Source organism: Salinisphaera sp. PC39 (genome assembly GCF_040361335.1).
GTDB lineage: Bacteria > Pseudomonadota > Gammaproteobacteria > Nevskiales > Salinisphaeraceae > APNM01.
Map to the genome: position 1 here is coordinate 1 of NZ_APNM01000016.1, position 17,396 is coordinate 17,396.

The following is a 17,396-nucleotide window of genomic DNA, read 5'->3' on the forward strand; positions in this document are numbered from 1 at the left end:
TCTCGCCGTCCACCGGAATGCGCTCCCCGGGGCGCACCCGCACGAGCATGCCGGTCTCGATTGCCTCGACCGGCCAATCCCGCTCGCCGTCGTCGGTCATCACATGGGCGGTCTCGGGCTGCAGGTCCAGCAGTCGTTTGACCGACTGGGCGCTGCGGGTCTTGACGATCAGCGACAGCCATTCCGAGAACAGGTGATAGGTCAGCACCATGACCGAGACGGCAAAAAACGCCGCCGTGGGGTAGCTTGTCGGTTGCACCACCAGCCCGATCGCGCCGCCGGCGAGGCCGGCGAAGGCGCCGATCTCCACCAGCACATGCTGATTCAGAATACCGCGGCGCAAAGACTGAAACGCCATCATGCCCATGTGCCGGGCCAGGCCGAACACCATCGCCACCGCGAGTGCGGCGGCCAATAGCGGCTCGGTGTCGGCGAGCACGCCGCCGATCCGAAGCGCGAACAATGCGACCCCGCCCGCGGCCAGCCCGCCGCTGCCGGCCAGCGCGGTCACCCTGCCGGCGCCGCGCAGGACCGCATAACCAAAACCGACCAAGGTGACATAGACGAGCGCCGACAGCCCCAGCGTCCAGAGACTGGCGACCTCGACAATCAGCCCGACCGTGGCCAGGCTCATCGCCAGGGCCACCACGAAGCGATTGCGCTCAACCGCCAGTGCTTGTTCCTGGCGCTCGAATGGTTCGACCTTGCGCGGGTCGCTCAGGGTATAGCCGATCTGCTGGAGGGTGCCCATCAGATCTTTGGCGTTGGCCTGCCGACTGTCGAACTCGACCAGCGCCTGCTCGTGGGTCAGGCTCACCGCCACCTTTGAGACGCCGGGTTTGGCACCCAGCGCCTGCTCGATCGTGCCGGTACACAGCGAGCAGTGCAGGCCGCCGATATGGGCGCGCACGCGCCGGATGGCCGTCTCGTTCGTGGCTTCCTCGTGCCACGGGGTGACATCGTCTGGGATCGCTGTATCGTTCATTGTGTTGCCTCTCACTGCCGATCGAACCGATGCGGATATTGCGGCGATAGGGTGTTCAGGCGTGGTCGCTGTCGGCTTCACCGCTGCATTGGCGGCCTTGCTGCACGGGCGGGCACGGCTGACTCCCATACGAGCAGAAAACACAGCAATCCCCGGCTTTCGGCCGCAGCAATTCACCGCATCCGGCGCATTCGTAGAAGTACTGGCAGGCGTCGACGGGCATGGTCTCGCGTTCGGCGTGCCCGCAGTGCGGGCAGGTCAGCGTGGATTCGGCGATGACTTCAGACATAACGTCATTCCTCCGGCAATTGAGCAAATGGAACGCGCTAGGCGATGGCGAGCCCGATGGACCACAGCCCCAGTGCAATCAGCACCAGGCCGGTCACACGCGGCATGTGCGACGACCAGCGGGCAATGGTGTCCAGCACACGCCGGCCGGGCTTGGTGAACACCGCCAGCAATAGTGGCGAGGACAGCGCCAAGCCGAACACGGCGAGTAACCCGGCGCCATACGCGATGCCGCCGCCGGCCGCGGCCTGGGCGGCCGCACCACCGAGCAGCACCGCCAGCAGCGGCGCGGCGCAGGCGGGGATATTCAGGGCGAATACCGCGCCCAGCGTTGCGCCGGCGCCGTGCGTCGAAATTCGTGGCAGCAGGCGGTCGCTGGCGCGGATCAGCCATCCTGCGCCGCCGCCGACATAGACCACGCCGAGCACGACGTAGAGGCTGCCCAGCGCAGCCCAGAGCCCGTGCTGGACACCCAGGAAACGGCTGCCCAGCCAGGCGGCCAGTACGCCCAGTGCAGCCATGGCCGCGGCCCGCACGCCGGCAAACACCGTGGTTTGCCACCACCGCTGGCGTGGCGGCAGCCGGTCCAGCACTTTCAGAAATAGCAGGTGGCTGCCCACCGAGCATGGCTCCACGAATGCGAACAGCCCCAGGCCCGCCGACAAAGCCAGCCATTGTGCGGTGTCCATCGGCTACGCCGGGATCGACGCAGCCGTATAACCTGCTTCCTGTACGGCTTGCGCCAAGGTGTGCGCCGATGTTTGGTCGGCGTCGTGCGCAATCCGAGCCTGTTTCGACTCCAGCGATACAGTGACGCCTTTCACGCCCGCCTGCTGCTCCAGGACGTGGGTCACGATCTCGACACAGCCTTGGCAGTGTATGCCGTCGATGGTCAAGGTGGTGGTCTGCATAATGCCCTCCTCAGATTCGTGGCCGGACGTCGAACCCGTGTTTCCACAAGTCTGAAGAGCAATATAGAAGCTGGAGTCGACTCCAGGTCAAGAGCGTGAATGTCCAAGTTATTCTGGCGGCGCCGCTCGCGGATCGGAGAAACCGTCTGTCGACCTGAGCGGTCGACGAATACGTGACGAGCACGATGGATACCGTTTTGATGCTTGAAATATTACTTGTTATTTTTCGAAATAATGAAAATGATTCTGAGTTCAATCATGGCCGACACAATTTGCGCGCAACACTGTTTTCACCCCGACACCGTCGCCGCGGTACAAGCACGCTTGGACGAAGACGAGCAACGCGATCCCGACGCGGCGGCGTGGTTCAAGACCTTGGGCAATCCGCGCCGATTGACCATCCTGCGGGCGCTGCGCCACGGCGAGCTGTGCGTGTGCGACATCGCCGTGCTGCTGGGCTTGAGTCTCGGCGCCACATCGCAGCAACTCAAGCAACTGCGCCAGCAAGGCTGGCTGGCCGTGCGCCACGACGGGCGCATGGTCTACTACCGATTGCACAAGGCGGCGCCGTTCGCGCGTCTCGAGACCGAACTGGCAAACCTGGCGACGCAGGTCGCCCCGCTTGAATACAGCGCGTGAGGCGGACGCGATGACGCAGATTACGCAAGTAATTGAGCGATCCGATTCGGCATGAAACAGTCCACGCCGCAGCGTTCTGACATGACCATCGGTCAGGTGGCCAAGGCCGCGAGTGTCAATCTGCAAACCGTGCGCTACTACCAGCGTCGCGGTCTGATCGAGCAACCCTCCAAACCGCTGTCTGGCTACCGCCGTTACCCCGCCGAGACGGTGGATCGCATCCGCTTCATCAAACGCGCCCAGGCGCTCGGTTTTTCCTTGGCCGAGATCGCCGAGCTGCTGGATCTGGGTGACGGGCGCTGCGCAGACGTGCGCCGCGTGGCCGAGCATCAGCGTGACTTGGTTAGCTCGCGCGTCGAGGAGCTCGCTGCCATGCGCCGGACCCTGGACGAGCTGATCGAGCGTTGTCGACAGGGGGAGGAGCCCACCCATTGCCCGTTGATCGAAACCCTTTCCAGATCCGAGTGACCCATGCCTGAAAAGGCTTGACACGGTACCCAGGTACCGCGTTTAGGCTTTGCTGCGTTCGTTGGACTATTGGATACGGAGCAAGGTCATGAACGAGTCTACCGCGACTTCCGGTCGCACCGCCTGGGCCCAGGTCGGCGCCGTGCTGGCGGCGATCGGCGCCTCCCTGTGCTGCGTCGCGCCGCTGGTATTGCTTTCCATCGGCGTGGGCGGCGCCTGGATGAGCTCGCTCACCGCGCTGGAGCCCTACCGGCCGATCTTCGTCATCGCCACCATGGCGCTGCTGGGTTTCGCCGGCTGGCGGTTGTATCGCCGCGAGGACGATTGCGCGCCCGGCGAGGCCTGCGCCAATCCGGCGGTCAAGCGCCGCCAGCGCCTGATCTTCTGGCTGGTGGCGGTGCCGATATTGGTTCTGCTGGCCTTCCCCTGGTACGCGCCGGCCTTTCTTTGAAGCCTGAATTCCGAGGAGTGATCCCATGCACCGACGTCGATTCATTGCTTCCCTCATCACAACGCTGTTGCTGTTTGCGGCCTGGATGCCGGCCGTCGGCGCCGCGGCCGAGGAAACCGTGACTCTCAGGGTCGACAACATGACCTGCGCCATGTGCCCGGTCACCGTGCGCAAGGCCCTGGAGCGGGTCGAGGGCGTGCAATCCGCCAAGGTCGACTTCGAATCCAAGATCGCCACCGTGATCTACGACCCGGAACGCGCCACGGTATCGGATCTGACCGCAGCCACGACCAACGCCGGTTATCCCTCGAAGCGCAAGGAGTAGGGCGTCATGAGCCGCAACGAGAAGCTGCTCGGCACCGGCCTCGTCGGCACAATCGTCGCCGCCCTGTGCTGCTTCACGCCGGTGCTGGTGATCCTGTTCGGCGTGGTCGGCCTGTCGGCTCTGGTCGGCACTCTCGACTACGTGCTGCCGCCGGCGCTGGCCTTCTTTATCGGCCTGACGATCTACGCCGTCTGGCGGCGCCAGACGGCGAAAAACTGCTGAATTCATATCCTGGGAATATCGCCATGCAACGCACCCTCGCCATTACCGGCATGACCTGCGAGCACTGTGCCCGCACGGTCGAAGACGCGCTCAACGCGCTGTCCGGCGTGCGCGCCGACGTGTCCTATCCCGCGCGCCGCGCCCAGGTCGAGCTGTCCGACGGCGCGGACGAGACCGCGCTGATCGAGGCGGTGCGCGCCAAGGGCTACGACGCCCGGGCCTTGGACGACGATCAGGCGGCCACCGGGCCGCCGATCGCCGCGGGCGGCGACGGCAGCGGCCTGCACATCGCCATCATCGGCAGCGGTGGCGGCGCCTTCGCGGCCGCGATCCGCGCCGCCGAGGCCGGCGCCCGCGTGACCATGATCGAGTCCGGCGAGGTCATCGGCGGCACCTGCGTTAATGTCGGCTGCGTGCCCTCCAAGATCCAGATCCGCGCGGCGCAGCTCGCCCAATACCAGCGCGACAATCCCTTCGAGGGCCTGGCCGATCATGCGCCGGCCATCGACCGACCGCGTATCACGGCCCAACAGCAGGCGCGGGTCGCCGAGCTGCGCCAAGCCAAGTACCAGAAAATCCTGGACGACAACCCGAGCATCGATATAATCCGCGGCCGCGCCCGCTTCGAGGACGTCCACACCCTGTTCGTCGACTTGCAGGACGGCGGGCAAACGCGGGTCACCGCCGATCGCGTGCTGATCGCCACCGGCGCCTCGCCCTTGATTCCGCCGATTCCGGGTCTTGCCGATGCCCCGTACTGGACGTCGGACGACGCTGTATTCAGCGACCAAGCCCCGGAGCACCTGCTCGTCATCGGCTCGTCGGTGGTGGCAGTCGAGCAGGCCCAGGCCTTCGCCCGCCTGGGCTCGAAAGTCACGATACTGGCGCGTGGCACATTGCTATCGAGCGAGGATCCGGATCTGGGCGCGGGTCTCACCGAAGCCTTCCGCGCCGAGGGCATTGACGTGCGCGAGCACACCCAGGCCAGCGCGGTCCGTTACGAATCGGAGCAGTTCGTGTTGGAGGCCAGGGACGGTCCGATCCGCGGCGACCGTCTATTGGTGGCCACCGGCCGCGCCCCGAACACCCGCGACCTGGATCTGGAGCGGGTCGGTGTCGAGACCGACGAGCGTGGCGGCATCAAAGTGGACGAGTCCCTGCGAACCAGTGCCGAGCATATCTATGCCACCGGCGATTGCACCCACTTGCCGCAGCTCGTTTATGTCGCCGCCGCCGGCGGCACCCGCGCGGCGGTGAACATGACCGGCGGCGAGGCCGCCCTGGACCTGGCCGCCATGCCGGCGGTGATCTTCACCGAGCCGCAGGTGGCGACGGTGGGCCTGGACGAGAGCCAGGCCCAGGTGCACGGCATCGCAACCGAGACGCGCACCTTGGGATTGGAAAATGTGCCGCGGGCGCTGGCCAACTTCGAGACCCGCGGCTTCGTCAAGCTGGTCGCCGAGGCCGGCAGCCATCGCCTGTTGGGCGCCCAGGTCCTGGCCCCCGAGGCCGGCGAGATGATCCAGACCGCGGCGCTGGCCGTGCATCAGGGCATGACCGTCGAGGCCCTCGGCGATCTGCTGTTTCCGTATCTGGTGCACGTCGAGGCGCTCAAGCTCTGCGCCCAGACCTTCACCAAGGACGTGGAACAGCTTTCATGTTGTGCCGGATAAACCGGATTGGTCCATTCCGCGAGGTCCCATCATGAGTTTTCAACGTCAATCTACAGGCTTGGTCGGCTCGTTGTTCGTAAGTGCCTGTTGTCTCGGGGCCGGCCCCATTCTCGCGGCCCTGGCCGCCGCCCTGGGTTTCAGTGCCTTCAGTTCGATTCTCAATATCTATGTACTGGGCCCCTTGATGACGCTCTCCGTGCTGTGGATCGGCACACGCAGGGACGCGCACTCCGCGGCGCCGCGCGACGTTATGCCCCGTTCTGGGTCGGCTTGCTCGGCGGCGGCGTGGCCTGGCTCGGCGTCATGTTGCCGCCTGTGATCGCGGGCACGCGCAGCCTGGGCACGGCTCTGATCATTGCTGTAATGGCGATCTTGGTCGCGGCTTCGCTCTGGAGTCAGGTTGATCAAAGCAGCGTTCGTTCGACGCGTGCTTCGTCATCGAAAGATAGCGTAGCCGGCGGGCCGGAGCAGTTCCAGCCTGCGTCAATCCGGCTGTTCGAGTCCTTCGAGAATCGGACACCCCTGATTGCTGCCCTGGCATAGCTCGTGCAGTTGGCGCAGTTCGCGCTGAAGCTGCTCCAGATCGGTCAGGCGCCGCTGGATATCGTCCAGCTTGTGCGCCGTCAACCGGGCGACCGCCGGCCGGGCTTCGTCGCGGCAGCTTCGAAGTTCAAGGAGCTGGCGAATCTCGTCGAGTGAAAAATCGCAGCGCTGGGCCCGTTGAATGAAGTGAAGCCGCGACACATCTGCCTGATCGTAGCGGCGTCGGCCGCCGGAGTCGCGGGCGACCCGCGGCAGCAGGCCGATCTTTTCATAGTAACGCAGTGTATCGACCGATAGGCCGGTCATTTTGGCGGTTTCGCCGATGGGGGTTCCGAACATGGCGGTCTCTGGGTCGTTACGGCAGCGCGGTTGATTACCGCAACTTGAAAGTCGAAATCAACACCAAGTATGAGGGCGCCAGGTTGACTGTGGAATCAGCCTTCGAAATTAGTTTGCATACTGGAGTTGGCTCCAGGTCAAGCCCGCAATCGTCCCTTGGGTAGCGTCGCTCCAAGCCTGTTTGACATGGAGCTAGCTCCAAATTGGGATTTATATGCTTCTGCAATAACCACTGGCGTTGAATCATGGAACGTTTCCACAGCGCAAAGCACGGATAAATGCGCGAGTCGTACGCGAAGCGAACACTTCGATCATCCACAACCATGGCCACGGAGACTCGGGTGTGGCTCTTCGTGGGGGCCAGCGCCTCGGTCCACTCGATCGCGTGGTTGTTAATTGACGGCAAAAAGAGTTGATCTGGAGCCGGGTCCAGCTATTAGTTTTATGCCTACTCGATAAGCCACTGATTGATGGACGACTGACGTGAACAACCAGAGGCGCGAGTCATGAGGCAAAACAGCAACGATACGGGCCTGGTGCTGGCTATCACGGAAACAAACGGCGCAACCGACCCGAAAGCCAACGGAGATGAAGCATGAAGCGGAACAAGACGAATGCAGCCGTGCTCGCGGCTATCCTGACGATCCTGGGTGGGCTCATCGGGGTGCCTGCTACTCTTGCAGGGCCAAATCAAGACGGGCAGAACGGAAGCAAACAACAGACACAGAAAGACGCCGCGCTGATAGAACAGATCCGGACCGCAGGACCCGCGTCCATCGTCCGTCAGGCCACCGTGATCAGCCCGCAGGGCAAGGTGCTCCAGAAAGGCGCCGGCGAATGGGTGTGCCGAATTGCCGGTCCGAACGGCAGGACTCCCGCCTGCCTGGATACACAGTTTCGGGCTTACCTCAAGGCCCGGGCGCAAGGGAAAAAGCCGCACGTCGAGCGTGTCGGGGTTGCCTATATGCTGCACGGCATGACGACGGCGGACATGCGGATGGGGCCCCACATCATGCTGGTCGCTCCCAACCCAGCGGACTTCAAAGGCTATCCGACCGAACCGCGAGGTGAAATGCCGTGGGTCATGAAAGCGGGCACACCCTATGCCCATCTGATGCTGCCGGTCGGTGAGAAGTAGGCATAGTCGCTGCGACCATCTAGCTCGATTTTTTAAGAAAAACCGAACGGTAGAAGGAAGTTGTGATGACGATACCGCTGTGGCTGACGCTGCTCGCCTGGGCCGTGACGGGCGTCGGGCTGTTATGCGCGACAATAATCCTCGCCGATATTTACTTGGGCGGTTACCGGCAAGCAATGACGAGTTGGGAGGCGGTGTGGCCCATCACCGCGGTCTATGCCGGTCCGCTGGCGCTTATCGCCTACTATCGATGGGGCCGTCCAGCCACGCCGAAGTGGCAGCAGCGACATGGCACACCGCCGGCATTGGGCCTGGATGCCACGGCGGCTGTCGAGACGCTCCCCGGGGGCGCGGCATCCTTCATCGGTCACCTCATTGCCGTGCCGATCGTCGTAGCCACCGGTGTCACGATCGCCGGCCAGGGCGTGTGGCCCATGATTCTGCTCATTGCCGCGTTTGCGCTACCATTGCTGGCCGCTTTCGAATACCGCTCGTTGACCCTGGCGGGGCAGATTCGGTCGGCCGGCCAGCGGCTGCGCGTGGCCCTGAAGCTTTCCGTGCTGGCGATCGTCGCCTTCGATATGGGTATGGGCACCACCATGCTGATCGTGGCTTTTGTATTGGGCTACCCACCGGTCACGATCGCGTTCTGGTTTGTCATGTGGGGCGGGCTGCTATTGGGTTTCATGACCGCCTTTCCGATGGTACGGCGGTTGTTGCGACAGGGCGTGACGGAGCCCGCCCCGGTTGGTTGACTCGTTCCTCTGCACGTATGCCGACGCCAAGAACATATTGGCGTGATCAGTACTCGAAACCAGAGGCTGAGGCATTGCCGATGTCCGACCCAGAGATTCCCGCTGCCCGCGCAGCATGCTCGCTCCGCTGACCCACGGCTCTGGCCGACGCGATCAACCTGAGCCTGGCCAGAATGGCCGAATCCAGTCCAGAGGCGACCTACGTCCGGTTGACCTGGCTTCAAGCATGGCATGTCCATGACGAGACCTGTGCGGCGGCGCTAGCCGAACTAACCAATGCAAAGCTCACCGACCGTTCGCGGCATACTGGGGTGAATGCACCACCTCGTCCCAGCCGAGGTATTAACGACATACGCACCCGTGCAGGCATACGCCAAGCGGCCTTGTTGATGGCAGTGCGCCTGCGTCCGGGCGCGTCGTTCGGCAGAAACGCTGCGGTCGCTCAGACCTGACTGCCGACGCTCACGCCGATTCTGTTCGGCTACACTAAACTGCCAGTGCCCGCGTTGGCGTCCCAGTTGCGAGCGTCGCGCGACGCCAACCGGTCATACCGCCGAGAGCAGCAGTCAAAACGCATCACGGCGAGTTTACGGGAGGCAACGCAATGGCGGTCGAAAGCATTCTGGGCGTGTTCATGGGCGCCATCGGGCTGGGTCTGTTGCACGGTATCGAGCCCGGGCACGGCTGGCCCGTGGCCGGCGCCTGGGCGCTCGCCCGGCCGAGGCCGAAACGCGCCGGGGTTGTTGCCGCCACGGTCATTGGTGTGGGGCACTTGATCAGCAGTATCGCCGTGGTCGTGCTGTTCTGGTTCGCCAAGGATTATTTCGATTTGGGCGAAGCGGCCTGGATCGACTGGGTCGCGGGTGGGCTGCTGATCGCGCTTGCCTTTTGGCAGTTGCGCAGTGCGTTACGCGATAACGGCGATCATCACCACCACGGTCATGAGCACGGTCATAGGCCGGGCGCGAGCGCCGGTCTGGCCGGACTCGCTGCATTCGCGTTCACGCTCGGCTTTGTGCACGAAGAGGAATTCCAGATCATGGCGATGTGCGCCGGCACGGCTTACTGCCTGGAAATCATGCTCGTTTATGCGCTTGCCGTGATCGCCGCACTCATTGGCCTGACGCTGTTGCTGCTCTACGGCATGAAACATCTGAGCCATCGCCTGGAGCACGCACAGCGTCAATTGACGCTGGTGTCGGCCGCTATCCTAGCCTTGATGGGCATCGGTTTTTTGGCGGGTGTGTTCTAGACATCAGGCCAAGCAGGATTTGGAGCCTTCATTTTCCCCGTGCTTGACCTCGCCACTGTTGCAAGGCTCAGCGTCTACGCTTACACCGGGCATCGCCGCCGCTCGAAGAGCGGCTCAACGAGGCCGACACGCTGTGCCGCGCCCGGGTGCAACTGAGGCGCGTCGCCCGACCGGGTTGTGACCACTCGGTTGACTCTGTACCCAACTACAGAGTTTAGTATGTGTTCACGAGATCGGAGCACGGTGTGAACTCGAACTGCCGCACCCCGTGCTGCGGCCATACAAACGTACTCTGAGACGACAGGAACATTACGATGCTGCAATTGAAAGTTACAGGCATGAACTGCGGCGGCTGCGAGAAGGCGGTCGAGGCGGCGGTCACCGATGTGCCCGGCGTGGAGCAGGTGGTCAGCGTGAGCCGCGCCGACGAGAAAGTCATTGTTGACGGCAGCCCCGACCCGACTGCGGTGGCCGACGCGATCCGCAGCAAGGGCTTCGATGCGGAGGTCGTCTGACGAGCCTGCGCTGCCCGTAGCCCTTACCAGACGCACCACGTGAGCATGGAATCATGAGCGAGGAACTGGTCTTCACCGTCGACGGCATGAGCTGCGGCTCCTGCGTGAGCCGCGTCGAGCGCGCGCTCGGCAAGCAGGACGGTGTCAGCGATGCACAGGTCAACCTGACGACCGGCAAGGCCCGGGTCACCCTCGACGCCGATCAGGCCGATGTCGACGCGATCCTGAATGCGGTCAGCGAGATCGGCTATGAGCCGGGTGTTGCGGAGGCCGAGATCGGTGTCGGCGGCATGAGTTGTGCCTCCTGCGTGAGCCGCGTGGAGCGCGAGCTGCGGCGTACGCCGGGTGTGGCCTCGGTCAGCGTCAACCTGCCCATGGAGAAGGCGGTGGTGCGCTACCTGCCGGAGACCGTCACCCCGCCGCGCCTCGGCGAGGCCATCCGCGCGGCCGGCTACGAGCCGCGCCTGCCGTCGAGCGACAGCGAGGCGGAGGACGACAGCGAGGATCGCGAGCGCCGCTCGATGCAGCGCCGCGTGTGGTTCGCGGCCGCCCTTACCCTGCCGCTGGTCGCGGTCGGCATGGGCAAGATGATGCCGGGCATCGGCGATGGCATGCTCGAGTTGCTGCCCGAACGCGGCTGGGTCCTGATCGAGTGGCTGCTGGTCACGCCGGTGCTGTTCTACGCCGGGCGGTCGTTCTACACCCAGGGCTGGGCCGAGATGCGCCACCTGAGCCCCGGCATGAACAGCCTGGTGATGATCGGCGCCTCGGCCGCCTATTTCTACTCGCTCCTCGCCCTGACCGTGCCCTGGATATTCCCGGAGGGCACGGCGCACAGCTATTTCGAGGCGGCCGGGGTGATCGTCACGCTGATCCTGGTCGGGCGCTACATGGAGCACATCGCCAAGGGTCGCACCTCGCAGGCGATCAAGAAGCTCGTCAGCCTCCAGGCCCGGACCGCGCGCGTATCCCGCGACGGCGAAGTGGAAGAGATCGCGGTCGAGGCCGTCGTGCCCGGCGACATCGTCATCGTTCGTCCCGGTGAGCGTCTGCCGGTGGACGGCGAGGTGATCGAAGGCGATTCCTACGTCGACGAATCGATGATCTCGGGCGAGCCGGTGCCGGTACGCAAGCAGGTGGGCGACGAGGTCATCGGCGCGACCGTGAACAAAAACGGCTCGCTGACTTTCCGGGCGACGCGGATCGGGGCCGACACTGTGATCGCGCAGATCATCCGCACGGTCGAGCAGGCCCAGGCCGACAAGCCGCCCGTCCAGATGGTCGCTGACAAGGTCGCCGGCGTGTTCGTGCCGATCGTCATCGCGATCGCGCTGGTCACCTTCGGCGCGTGGCTCGCCATCGGTCCGACCCCGGCCCTGTCGTTTGCCTTCGTGGCCGCCGTCAGCACGCTGCTGATCGCCTGCCCCTGCGCGATGGGGCTGGCGACGCCGACCGCCGTGATGGTTGCCACGGGCAAGGGCGCCGAGATGGGCGTACTGTTCCGCCGTGGCGCGGCGCTGGAAGACCTGGCCCGCGTGCGCTCGGTCGTGTTCGACAAGACGGGCACCCTCACTGAGGGCCGGCCCGAGCTTACCGATTTCGAGATCACCCACGGGGAGGATAACCCGGACGACGACAATGAAGCGCTGCGCCTGGTCGCCGCCGTCGAGGCCCGCAGTGAGCATCCGATCGGCGATGCGGTAGTTCGGGCGGCGCGTGAACGCGGCCTCGACGTGCCCGCCGCGGAGCAGTTCCAGGCGATCAACGGCCTGGGTGTCGAGGCGCGCGTCGAGGGCCGCTCGGTCCACGTCGGCTCCGCGCGCTACATGCAGCAGCTCGATGTCGATCCGACGCCGCTGGCCAACTCGGCGCAGCGTTTTGCCGACGCGGCCCGGACCCCGATCTATGCGGCCGTCGATGGCCGGCTGCTGGCCGTGTTGGCGGTGGCCGATCCCATCAAGTCCAGCAGCGCGGAAGTCGTCCGGGCCCTGCACGATCAGGGTCTGGAAGTCGCCATGCTGACCGGCGATAACGATACGACAGCCCGGGCGATTGCGGGCCAGCTCGGTATCGACCGGGTCATGGCGGAAGTGCTGCCGGATCAGAAGGCCCGCGAGGTCCAGCGCATCCAGCGGGCGTCGGGCGAGGTCGCCTTCGTCGGCGACGGCATCAACGACGCCCCCGCGTTGGCGCAGGCGGATGTCGGCATCGCGATCGGCACCGGCACCGATATCGCGATCGAGTCCGGCGATGTCGTACTGATGCGCGACGACCTGCGCGAGATCGTCAACGCCATCAACCTCGCGCGCCGCGCGCGGCGCACGATCCATCTCAACTTCGTCTGGGCCTACGGCTACAACGTGCTGCTGATTCCGGTCGCGGCCGGCGTGCTGTATCCGCTCACCGGCTGGCTGCTCAACCCGATGGCGGCCGCGGCCGCGATGAGCCTGTCCAGCGTGTTCGTGCTGACCAACTCACTGCGCCTGCGCCGCTACCGGGCGCCGCTGGCCCACGGAACCAGCGAGCAGTCGGGCAGCGATCGCCCCGCCGCACCGGCGGCGGACGAGTTCGAGCGGGCCGCCTGACGAGCGAGGTCGAGTGGCGTCCGGCCCCGCATCGTCGGCTTGGCCGGCTCGGCGGCACCCGCCCGGTACCGGTTGCAGGCAGCTCAGCGGCGGTAGCCGTGAGACCATAACCGGTCATGGTTGAGGATGCTTCCAACGCGGATCACGGTCGCCGGACCATGATCGTCCTGCTGGCGGTGATCACCGCCATCCTGGTGGGCTGGGCGCTCAAGGTGACCTATGTGGTCACCATGCCGTTGACGCTGGCCTTTTTTGTCGCCCTTGTCCTGCGGCCGCTGCAGCGCCGACTCAACATATGGCTTCCCCGGCCGCTGCACTGGTTGAGTCTCGTCGTTTGCATGGCCGTCTTCCTGGCGGTGCTCGGCACGCTGGTGGCCAGCCTATGGCTGAGTTTGAGCATGGTGCTGGCCAAGGCGCCGGCTTATGCCGAGTCCGCTCAACAGCTCTGGGCACAACTGCAGGCGTTGGCCGAGCGTCACGCCATGCATGTGGACATGCTAACCGAACCGCTGCGTGATCTCAGCGGACCGGCGCTCGGCTGGTTGACTTCCGGGTTCGGCTATTTGTGGCTGCTGATGGCCATGCTGTTCCTGGTCTTCTTCCTGGTGCTGCTGATGCTGATCGAGGCCGGCGAGTGGCGGGACAAGATGGCCGCCGGCCTTGGCGAGGCGCGCTCACGGGCGATCATGGCAACGGTTTATGCCGCCTCGGAGAAGGTGCGCCGTTTTTTAGTGGTCAAGACCCTGGTCAGTGCGCTCACCGGGGCCAGCAGCGGACTGTGGCTATGGCTGCTCGGGGTGGATTTCGCGCTGCTCTGGGGCCTCCTGATTTTCCTGCTCAATTACATCCCCTACATCGGTTCCACCGTCGCAGTGTTTCCGGCGGCGATCATTGCCCTGCTGCAGTTCGGGCCCGCCTACGCGCTGGTGGTGATTGCCGGCCTGATTGTTATCCAACAGATATTGGGCAATGTCGTGGATCCCCGCCTGGAAGGGCGCAGCCTGGCGATCTCGCCCATCGTGGTGCTGGTTTCCATCGTGTTCTGGGGCTGGGTCTGGGGGTTGGTCGGAACCCTGATCGGGGTGCTGCTCACCGCCACCCTGGTCATCGTGTTCGAGCATATCCCCGCGTTGCGTCCGGTGGCCGTTCTGCTCAGCCGCCGGGCGCCGAATGCGCCCCTGCCGGACGTGCAGCCTTCCGTGTCGCAGTTGCAAAGGGGCTGTCCTAGATAACCGAGATCTGTTTCTCAAAGAGTGCGAGTGGCGTTTTGACAACCCCAGCCCAAGAACGCAGTTAAGGCAACTGAGACAATGGGTCAGGGCTAATAGGAGCTAAGACAGCCCCCTTTTAATAGTACGACTCTCGGAGCAATAGGCCTGCGGCCGTTCGCGGATGCCGCGTCCCGGCAGCCGGTCGCGGTCGTGGGGCCGCGCCAGATCGAGGATCGGGCCCTGCGGCACGATCCGCGTGGGGTTGATGTTGCCGTGGCTCACGTAATAGTGGCGCTGGATGTGGTCGAAGTCCACGGTGTCGCCGATGCCGGGCCACTGATACAACTCGCGCAGGTAGTTGGACAGGCTGGGATAGTCCTCGATGCGGCGCAGGTTGCACTTGAAGTGGCCGTGGTAGACCGCGTCGAAGCGGATCAGGGTGGTGAACAGCCGGATATCCGCCTCGGTGAGAACCTCGCCGGCGAGATAGCGCTGCTTTGACAGCCGCGCTTCCATGCGGTCCAGCGCTTCGAATAATGCCAGCACGTGCTTATCGTAGACTTTCTGCGCGGTGGCGAAGCCGGCCTTGTAGACGCCGTTGTTGATGTGGTCGTAGACATCGGCGTTGACCGCGTCGATTTCCTCGCGCAGGTCGTCGGGATAGAAATCCAGCCGGTTGCCGGTGATGTCATCAAACGCGGAATTGAACATCCGCACCAGATCGGCGGATTCGTTATTGACCAGCTTGCGCCATTGTTTGTCCCACAGCGCCGGCACCGTGACCCGGCCGGTGTAGTGCGGATCGTGCAGGGTATAGAGTTGGTGGTGATAATCCACGCCGTTGACCGCGTCGCCGCTGGCGCCTTCATCCACGTTATAGCTCCAGCCCTGCTCCAGCATCAGCGGACTGGTGTGCGACACGCCGATCATGTTCTCCAGGCCCTTGAGCCGGCGCATGATCAAGGTGCGGTTGGCCCAGGGGCAGGCCAGAGACACGTACAGGTGGTAACGGCCAGCCGCGGCGGGCAGGCCCGGTTGGCCTTGCGGGCCGGGGCCGCCGTCGGCGGTCACCCAGTCGCGGATACGGGCGGATTCGCGCACGAACTCGCCGCCGTGCTTTTTGGTGTCGTACCACTGGTCGCGCCATTCGCCGTCGATCAACAGGCCCATGCCGCTGTCCTCCTAATACGGAAACCTACCGCCAGAGTAAAACGAAACGATCGACTGTAAACGCAAAATATCGGCGTTATCGTTCGTTTTTATCGAAATCCTGGTCGGCAACCGCGCCCTGCAAGGCTTGCGCCAGCGCCCTTGTCGCCGGTCCGGCGCGGTCACGGTCGCTGAAAATCAACTGCAGCGGCACCAGTCGGCTGCCGCTGGCGCCCAGCGGCAGGGGTTTCAGCCTGCCGGCGTCCAGCGCGTCGCGGATCCGGCTCTCGGGAAACCAGGCAAAGCCCAGTCCGCGCTCGAGCATATCCCGGGAGGTGGCCAGGTGGCTGAGTGTCCAGCGTCGCTCGGCCTTGAGCCAACCGGCATCCATCGACTGGCGCAGGGCGGAGTCGCGCACCACCAGTTGCCGGTGCTGCTCCAGGTCGCGCAGGTCCAGCGGCCGATTCAGGCGGTGTAGCGGGTGCGCGGGATGGGCCACGGCGATAAAGCGCAGCGTGGTCAACGGTTCGCCGAGAAAACCCTGCGCCGCCAGTCCGGACACCGCCAGCGCCACGCGCCCTTCGTTAAGCAATTCCACCGCTCCGTTGAGCACGGTTTCATGCAATTGCACCCGCACCAGCGGGTAGCCATTGGCGAAGGTGTCCAGCGCATACGCCAGCGCCTCCGGCGGGAAGCTCTGATCCACCGCCAGCGCGACCTCGCTTTCCTGCCCCCGGACCAGGCTGTCCGCGACATCCTCCAGCGCATCGGCGGTCTCGATCAATTGCCGGGCGCGGCGCAACAACAACGCGCCGGCGTCGGTCAGGCGCACCTGCCGCCCGGCCCGCTCAAACACGGTCACGCCGAGCTGGGACTCCAGCTGGTGCACCGCGTGGTTGAGGGTGGACGCGCTCTTGTGGATCGCCGCCGCCGCGCGCGCGAAGCCGCCATGATCAACGACCGCTGCCAGCATCCGCCATTGTGCCAGGGTGACCCGCGACATTTCGTTTTACTCGAAAGATAAATCCAAAATTATGCGTTTTTCTTTCGAAATAATAACCCTAAACTATCGGCAATGCGACACAACCCGTGGAGGATCGCATGCGCGAACGACAGATCGAACGGCGGCTGCACAGCCACCCCAGCCAGGATGGCGACGGGGTCAGGATTTCCCGCATTCATGATTTCGGCGGCGGGCTGGACCCGTTTCTGATGCTCGACGAGCTGGGCGCCGAACGCCCTGAAGACATCGGCGGCGGCTTCCCGCCGCACCCGCACCGCGGCATCCAGACCCTGACCTATGTGCTGCGCGGCGGCCTGACCCACTCAGATCATCTGGGTCACAGCAGCAGCATCGGCGCGGGTGAGGCGCAGTGGATGCACACGGGCCGCGGCATCGTGCATTCGGAGATGCCGCTGACCGGGGGCGACGGCCTGCACGCCTTCCAGCTCTGGCTGAACCTGGCGGCCGCCGACAAGCTCAGCGCCGCAGCCTACCGCAACGTGGCCGCCGCCGAGATGCCGCGCATCCGCGTCCCGGCGGGTGAGTTGATCGCCCTGGGCGGCGACTGGCGGCTGCACGGCGAGCAGGTGACCGGGCCGCTCGATGCCCTGGCTGGGGACGCGGCGGTGGCGCATCTGCGTCTGTCCGGCGGCGCGGTGACGCTCGATCAGGCCGCGCCGACACTGCTTGTCCATGTGTTCGCGGGCCGGTTGCAAGTCGGCGATCAGGTGCTGGGCCGGGGTGAGCTGGCGCGTCTGGGCTCGGGCACGCGACTGCGGCTCGCGGCCGATGCGGATAGCGAGGCCCTGTTGCTGGCGGGCACACCGCACGGCGAACCCATCGCCCACTACGGTCCCTTCGTGATGAACACGCGCGAGGAAATCGAGCAGACTCTGCGCGAGTATCGTGACGGCGTGCTCACCCAAGAAGCCTGATCTTTTTCA

20 protein-coding genes and 1 pseudogene are annotated in these 17,396 nt (G+C 64.8%); 14 read left to right on the forward strand and 7 right to left on the reverse strand.

The window, feature by feature from the left end:
• The 4 genes from PC39_RS13770 to PC39_RS13785 form a co-directional block, all read right to left on the reverse strand.
• Nucleotides 1-985 (reverse strand): cation transporter (locus PC39_RS13770; RefSeq protein WP_353253981.1); only part of this gene is annotated, 985 nt, incomplete at its 3' end.
• Nucleotides 986-1,040: 55 nt separating this feature from the next.
• Nucleotides 1,041-1,274: a GDCCVxC domain-containing (seleno)protein gene (locus tag PC39_RS13775; RefSeq protein ID WP_353253982.1), complete on the reverse strand. Its 234-nt coding sequence runs from the start codon at nt 1,272-1,274 to the stop codon at nt 1,041-1,043.
• A 37-nt stretch (nt 1,275-1,311) separates the two neighbouring features.
• Nucleotides 1,312-1,908: a cytochrome c biogenesis protein CcdA gene (locus PC39_RS13780; protein WP_353253983.1), complete on the reverse strand. Its 597-nt coding sequence runs from the start codon at nt 1,906-1,908 to the stop codon at nt 1,312-1,314.
• Between the two features lie 57 nt (nt 1,909-1,965).
• On the reverse strand, nt 1,966-2,184 hold the full coding sequence (locus PC39_RS13785) for a heavy-metal-associated domain-containing protein (RefSeq protein ID WP_353253984.1): 219 nt from the start codon (nt 2,182-2,184) through the stop codon (nt 1,966-1,968).
• Between the two features lie 258 nt (nt 2,185-2,442).
• Between PC39_RS13785 and PC39_RS13790 the strand changes: the two genes are divergently transcribed.
• The 6 genes from PC39_RS13790 to merA all read left to right on the forward strand — a co-directional run bounded on the left by PC39_RS13790 (nt 2,443) and on the right by merA (nt 5,962).
• Nucleotides 2,443-2,823, forward strand: coding sequence for an ArsR/SmtB family transcription factor (locus PC39_RS13790; RefSeq protein WP_353253985.1), 381 nt, complete (start codon nt 2,443-2,445; stop codon nt 2,821-2,823).
• 51 nt (nt 2,824-2,874) lie between these two features.
• The gene (gene merR, locus PC39_RS13795) at nt 2,875-3,291 is read left to right on the forward strand and encodes a mercury resistance transcriptional regulator MerR (protein WP_353253986.1); all 417 of its coding nucleotides are present in this window, start codon (nt 2,875-2,877) and stop codon (nt 3,289-3,291) included.
• 88 nt (nt 3,292-3,379) lie between these two features.
• Nucleotides 3,380-3,742, forward strand: coding sequence for a mercuric transporter MerT family protein (locus tag PC39_RS13800; protein WP_353253987.1), 363 nt, complete (start codon nt 3,380-3,382; stop codon nt 3,740-3,742).
• A gap of 25 nt (nt 3,743-3,767) precedes the next feature.
• The gene (gene merP / locus PC39_RS13805; protein WP_353253988.1) at nt 3,768-4,067 is read left to right on the forward strand and encodes a mercury resistance system periplasmic binding protein MerP; all 300 of its coding nucleotides are present in this window, start codon (nt 3,768-3,770) and stop codon (nt 4,065-4,067) included.
• A gap of 6 nt (nt 4,068-4,073) precedes the next feature.
• Entirely contained in the window at nt 4,074-4,289 is a 216-nt protein-coding gene (gene merF / locus PC39_RS13810; RefSeq protein WP_353253989.1) for a mercury resistance system transport protein MerF, read from the forward strand.
• 23 nt (nt 4,290-4,312) lie between these two features.
• Nucleotides 4,313-5,962: a mercury(II) reductase gene (merA, locus tag PC39_RS13815; protein ID WP_353253990.1), complete on the forward strand. Its 1,650-nt coding sequence runs from the start codon at nt 4,313-4,315 to the stop codon at nt 5,960-5,962.
• 483 nt (nt 5,963-6,445) lie between these two features.
• Here merA and PC39_RS13820 read toward each other — a convergent pair whose 3' ends face one another.
• Nucleotides 6,446-6,844, reverse strand: a complete 399-nt coding sequence (locus tag PC39_RS13820) for a heavy metal-responsive transcriptional regulator (RefSeq protein ID WP_353253991.1) — start codon at nt 6,842-6,844, stop codon at nt 6,446-6,448.
• Between the two features lie 595 nt (nt 6,845-7,439).
• On the opposite strand from PC39_RS13820, the gene PC39_RS13825 reads away from it, so the two are divergent.
• The 7 genes and pseudogenes from PC39_RS13825 (at nt 7,440) to PC39_RS13855 (ending at nt 14,321) form a co-directional block, all read left to right on the forward strand.
• Nucleotides 7,440-7,982 carry a hypothetical protein gene (locus PC39_RS13825; RefSeq protein ID WP_353253992.1) on the forward strand — a complete coding sequence of 181 codons (543 nt, stop codon included), beginning with the start codon at nt 7,440-7,442 and terminating at the stop codon, nt 7,980-7,982.
• A 65-nt stretch (nt 7,983-8,047) separates the two neighbouring features.
• Nucleotides 8,048-8,737, forward strand: a complete 690-nt coding sequence (locus PC39_RS13830; RefSeq protein WP_353253993.1) for a DUF4396 domain-containing protein — start codon at nt 8,048-8,050, stop codon at nt 8,735-8,737.
• Between the two features lie 140 nt (nt 8,738-8,877).
• Nucleotides 8,878-9,068: pseudogene (locus PC39_RS13835) on the forward strand (Tn3 family transposase); the annotation flags it as partial.
• 273 nt (nt 9,069-9,341) lie between these two features.
• Nucleotides 9,342-9,989, forward strand: a complete 648-nt coding sequence (locus PC39_RS13840; protein ID WP_353253994.1) for a sulfite exporter TauE/SafE family protein — start codon at nt 9,342-9,344, stop codon at nt 9,987-9,989.
• Nucleotides 9,990-10,303: 314 nt separating this feature from the next.
• Nucleotides 10,304-10,504, forward strand: coding sequence for a heavy-metal-associated domain-containing protein (locus PC39_RS13845; RefSeq protein WP_353253995.1), 201 nt, complete (start codon nt 10,304-10,306; stop codon nt 10,502-10,504).
• A 53-nt stretch (nt 10,505-10,557) separates the two neighbouring features.
• Nucleotides 10,558-13,089, forward strand: coding sequence for a heavy metal translocating P-type ATPase (locus PC39_RS13850; RefSeq protein WP_353253996.1), 2,532 nt, complete (start codon nt 10,558-10,560; stop codon nt 13,087-13,089).
• 158 nt (nt 13,090-13,247) lie between these two features.
• Complete coding sequence (locus PC39_RS13855; protein ID WP_353253997.1) at nt 13,248-14,321, forward strand: AI-2E family transporter; 1,074 nt, start codon at nt 13,248-13,250, stop codon at nt 14,319-14,321.
• 99 nt (nt 14,322-14,420) lie between these two features.
• Here the strand turns inward: PC39_RS13855 and PC39_RS13860 are convergent, their stop codons facing one another.
• Nucleotides 14,421-15,470 (reverse strand): glutathione S-transferase family protein, encoded by a 1,050-nt coding sequence (locus tag PC39_RS13860; RefSeq protein ID WP_353253998.1) that lies wholly within the window; start codon nt 15,468-15,470, stop codon nt 14,421-14,423.
• Between the two features lie 76 nt (nt 15,471-15,546).
• Nucleotides 15,547-16,452 carry a LysR family transcriptional regulator gene (locus tag PC39_RS13865; RefSeq protein ID WP_353253999.1) on the reverse strand — a complete coding sequence of 302 codons (906 nt, stop codon included), beginning with the start codon at nt 16,450-16,452 and terminating at the stop codon, nt 15,547-15,549.
• Nucleotides 16,453-16,550: 98 nt separating this feature from the next.
• Here PC39_RS13865 and PC39_RS13870 point away from each other — a divergent pair, with 98 nt between their 5' ends.
• The gene (locus tag PC39_RS13870; RefSeq protein ID WP_353254000.1) at nt 16,551-17,387 is read left to right on the forward strand and encodes a pirin family protein; all 837 of its coding nucleotides are present in this window, start codon (nt 16,551-16,553) and stop codon (nt 17,385-17,387) included.
• Nucleotides 17,388-17,396: the final 9 nt, after the last annotated feature.

Coding starts and splice junctions, on each gene's coding strand:
- PC39_RS13865 (WP_353253999.1), bottom strand. CDS start 16,452: ATGTCGCGGGTCACCCTGGCACAATGGCGGATGCTGGCAGCGGTCGTT.
- PC39_RS13820 (WP_353253991.1), bottom strand. CDS start 6,844: ATGTTCGGAACCCCCATCGGCGAAACCGCCAAAATGACCGGCCTATCG.
- PC39_RS13855 (WP_353253997.1), top strand. CDS start 13,248: ATGATCGTCCTGCTGGCGGTGATCACCGCCATCCTGGTGGGCTGGGCG.
- PC39_RS13860 (WP_353253998.1), bottom strand. CDS start 15,470: ATGGGCCTGTTGATCGACGGCGAATGGCGCGACCAGTGGTACGACACC.
- PC39_RS13850 (WP_353253996.1), top strand. CDS start 10,558: ATGAGCGAGGAACTGGTCTTCACCGTCGACGGCATGAGCTGCGGCTCC.
- merP (WP_353253988.1), top strand. CDS start 3,768: ATGCACCGACGTCGATTCATTGCTTCCCTCATCACAACGCTGTTGCTG.
- PC39_RS13800 (WP_353253987.1), top strand. CDS start 3,380: ATGAACGAGTCTACCGCGACTTCCGGTCGCACCGCCTGGGCCCAGGTC.
- merR (WP_353253986.1), top strand. CDS start 2,875: ATGAAACAGTCCACGCCGCAGCGTTCTGACATGACCATCGGTCAGGTG.
- PC39_RS13825 (WP_353253992.1), top strand. CDS start 7,440: ATGAAGCGGAACAAGACGAATGCAGCCGTGCTCGCGGCTATCCTGACG.
- PC39_RS13845 (WP_353253995.1), top strand. CDS start 10,304: ATGCTGCAATTGAAAGTTACAGGCATGAACTGCGGCGGCTGCGAGAAG.
- merA (WP_353253990.1), top strand. CDS start 4,313: ATGCAACGCACCCTCGCCATTACCGGCATGACCTGCGAGCACTGTGCC.
- PC39_RS13785 (WP_353253984.1), bottom strand. CDS start 2,184: ATGCAGACCACCACCTTGACCATCGACGGCATACACTGCCAAGGCTGT.
- PC39_RS13840 (WP_353253994.1), top strand. CDS start 9,342: ATGGCGGTCGAAAGCATTCTGGGCGTGTTCATGGGCGCCATCGGGCTG.
- PC39_RS13790 (WP_353253985.1), top strand. CDS start 2,443: ATGGCCGACACAATTTGCGCGCAACACTGTTTTCACCCCGACACCGTC.
- PC39_RS13775 (WP_353253982.1), bottom strand. CDS start 1,274: ATGTCTGAAGTCATCGCCGAATCCACGCTGACCTGCCCGCACTGCGGG.
- PC39_RS13870 (WP_353254000.1), top strand. CDS start 16,551: ATGCGCGAACGACAGATCGAACGGCGGCTGCACAGCCACCCCAGCCAG.
- merF (WP_353253989.1), top strand. CDS start 4,074: ATGAGCCGCAACGAGAAGCTGCTCGGCACCGGCCTCGTCGGCACAATC.
- PC39_RS13830 (WP_353253993.1), top strand. CDS start 8,048: ATGACGATACCGCTGTGGCTGACGCTGCTCGCCTGGGCCGTGACGGGC.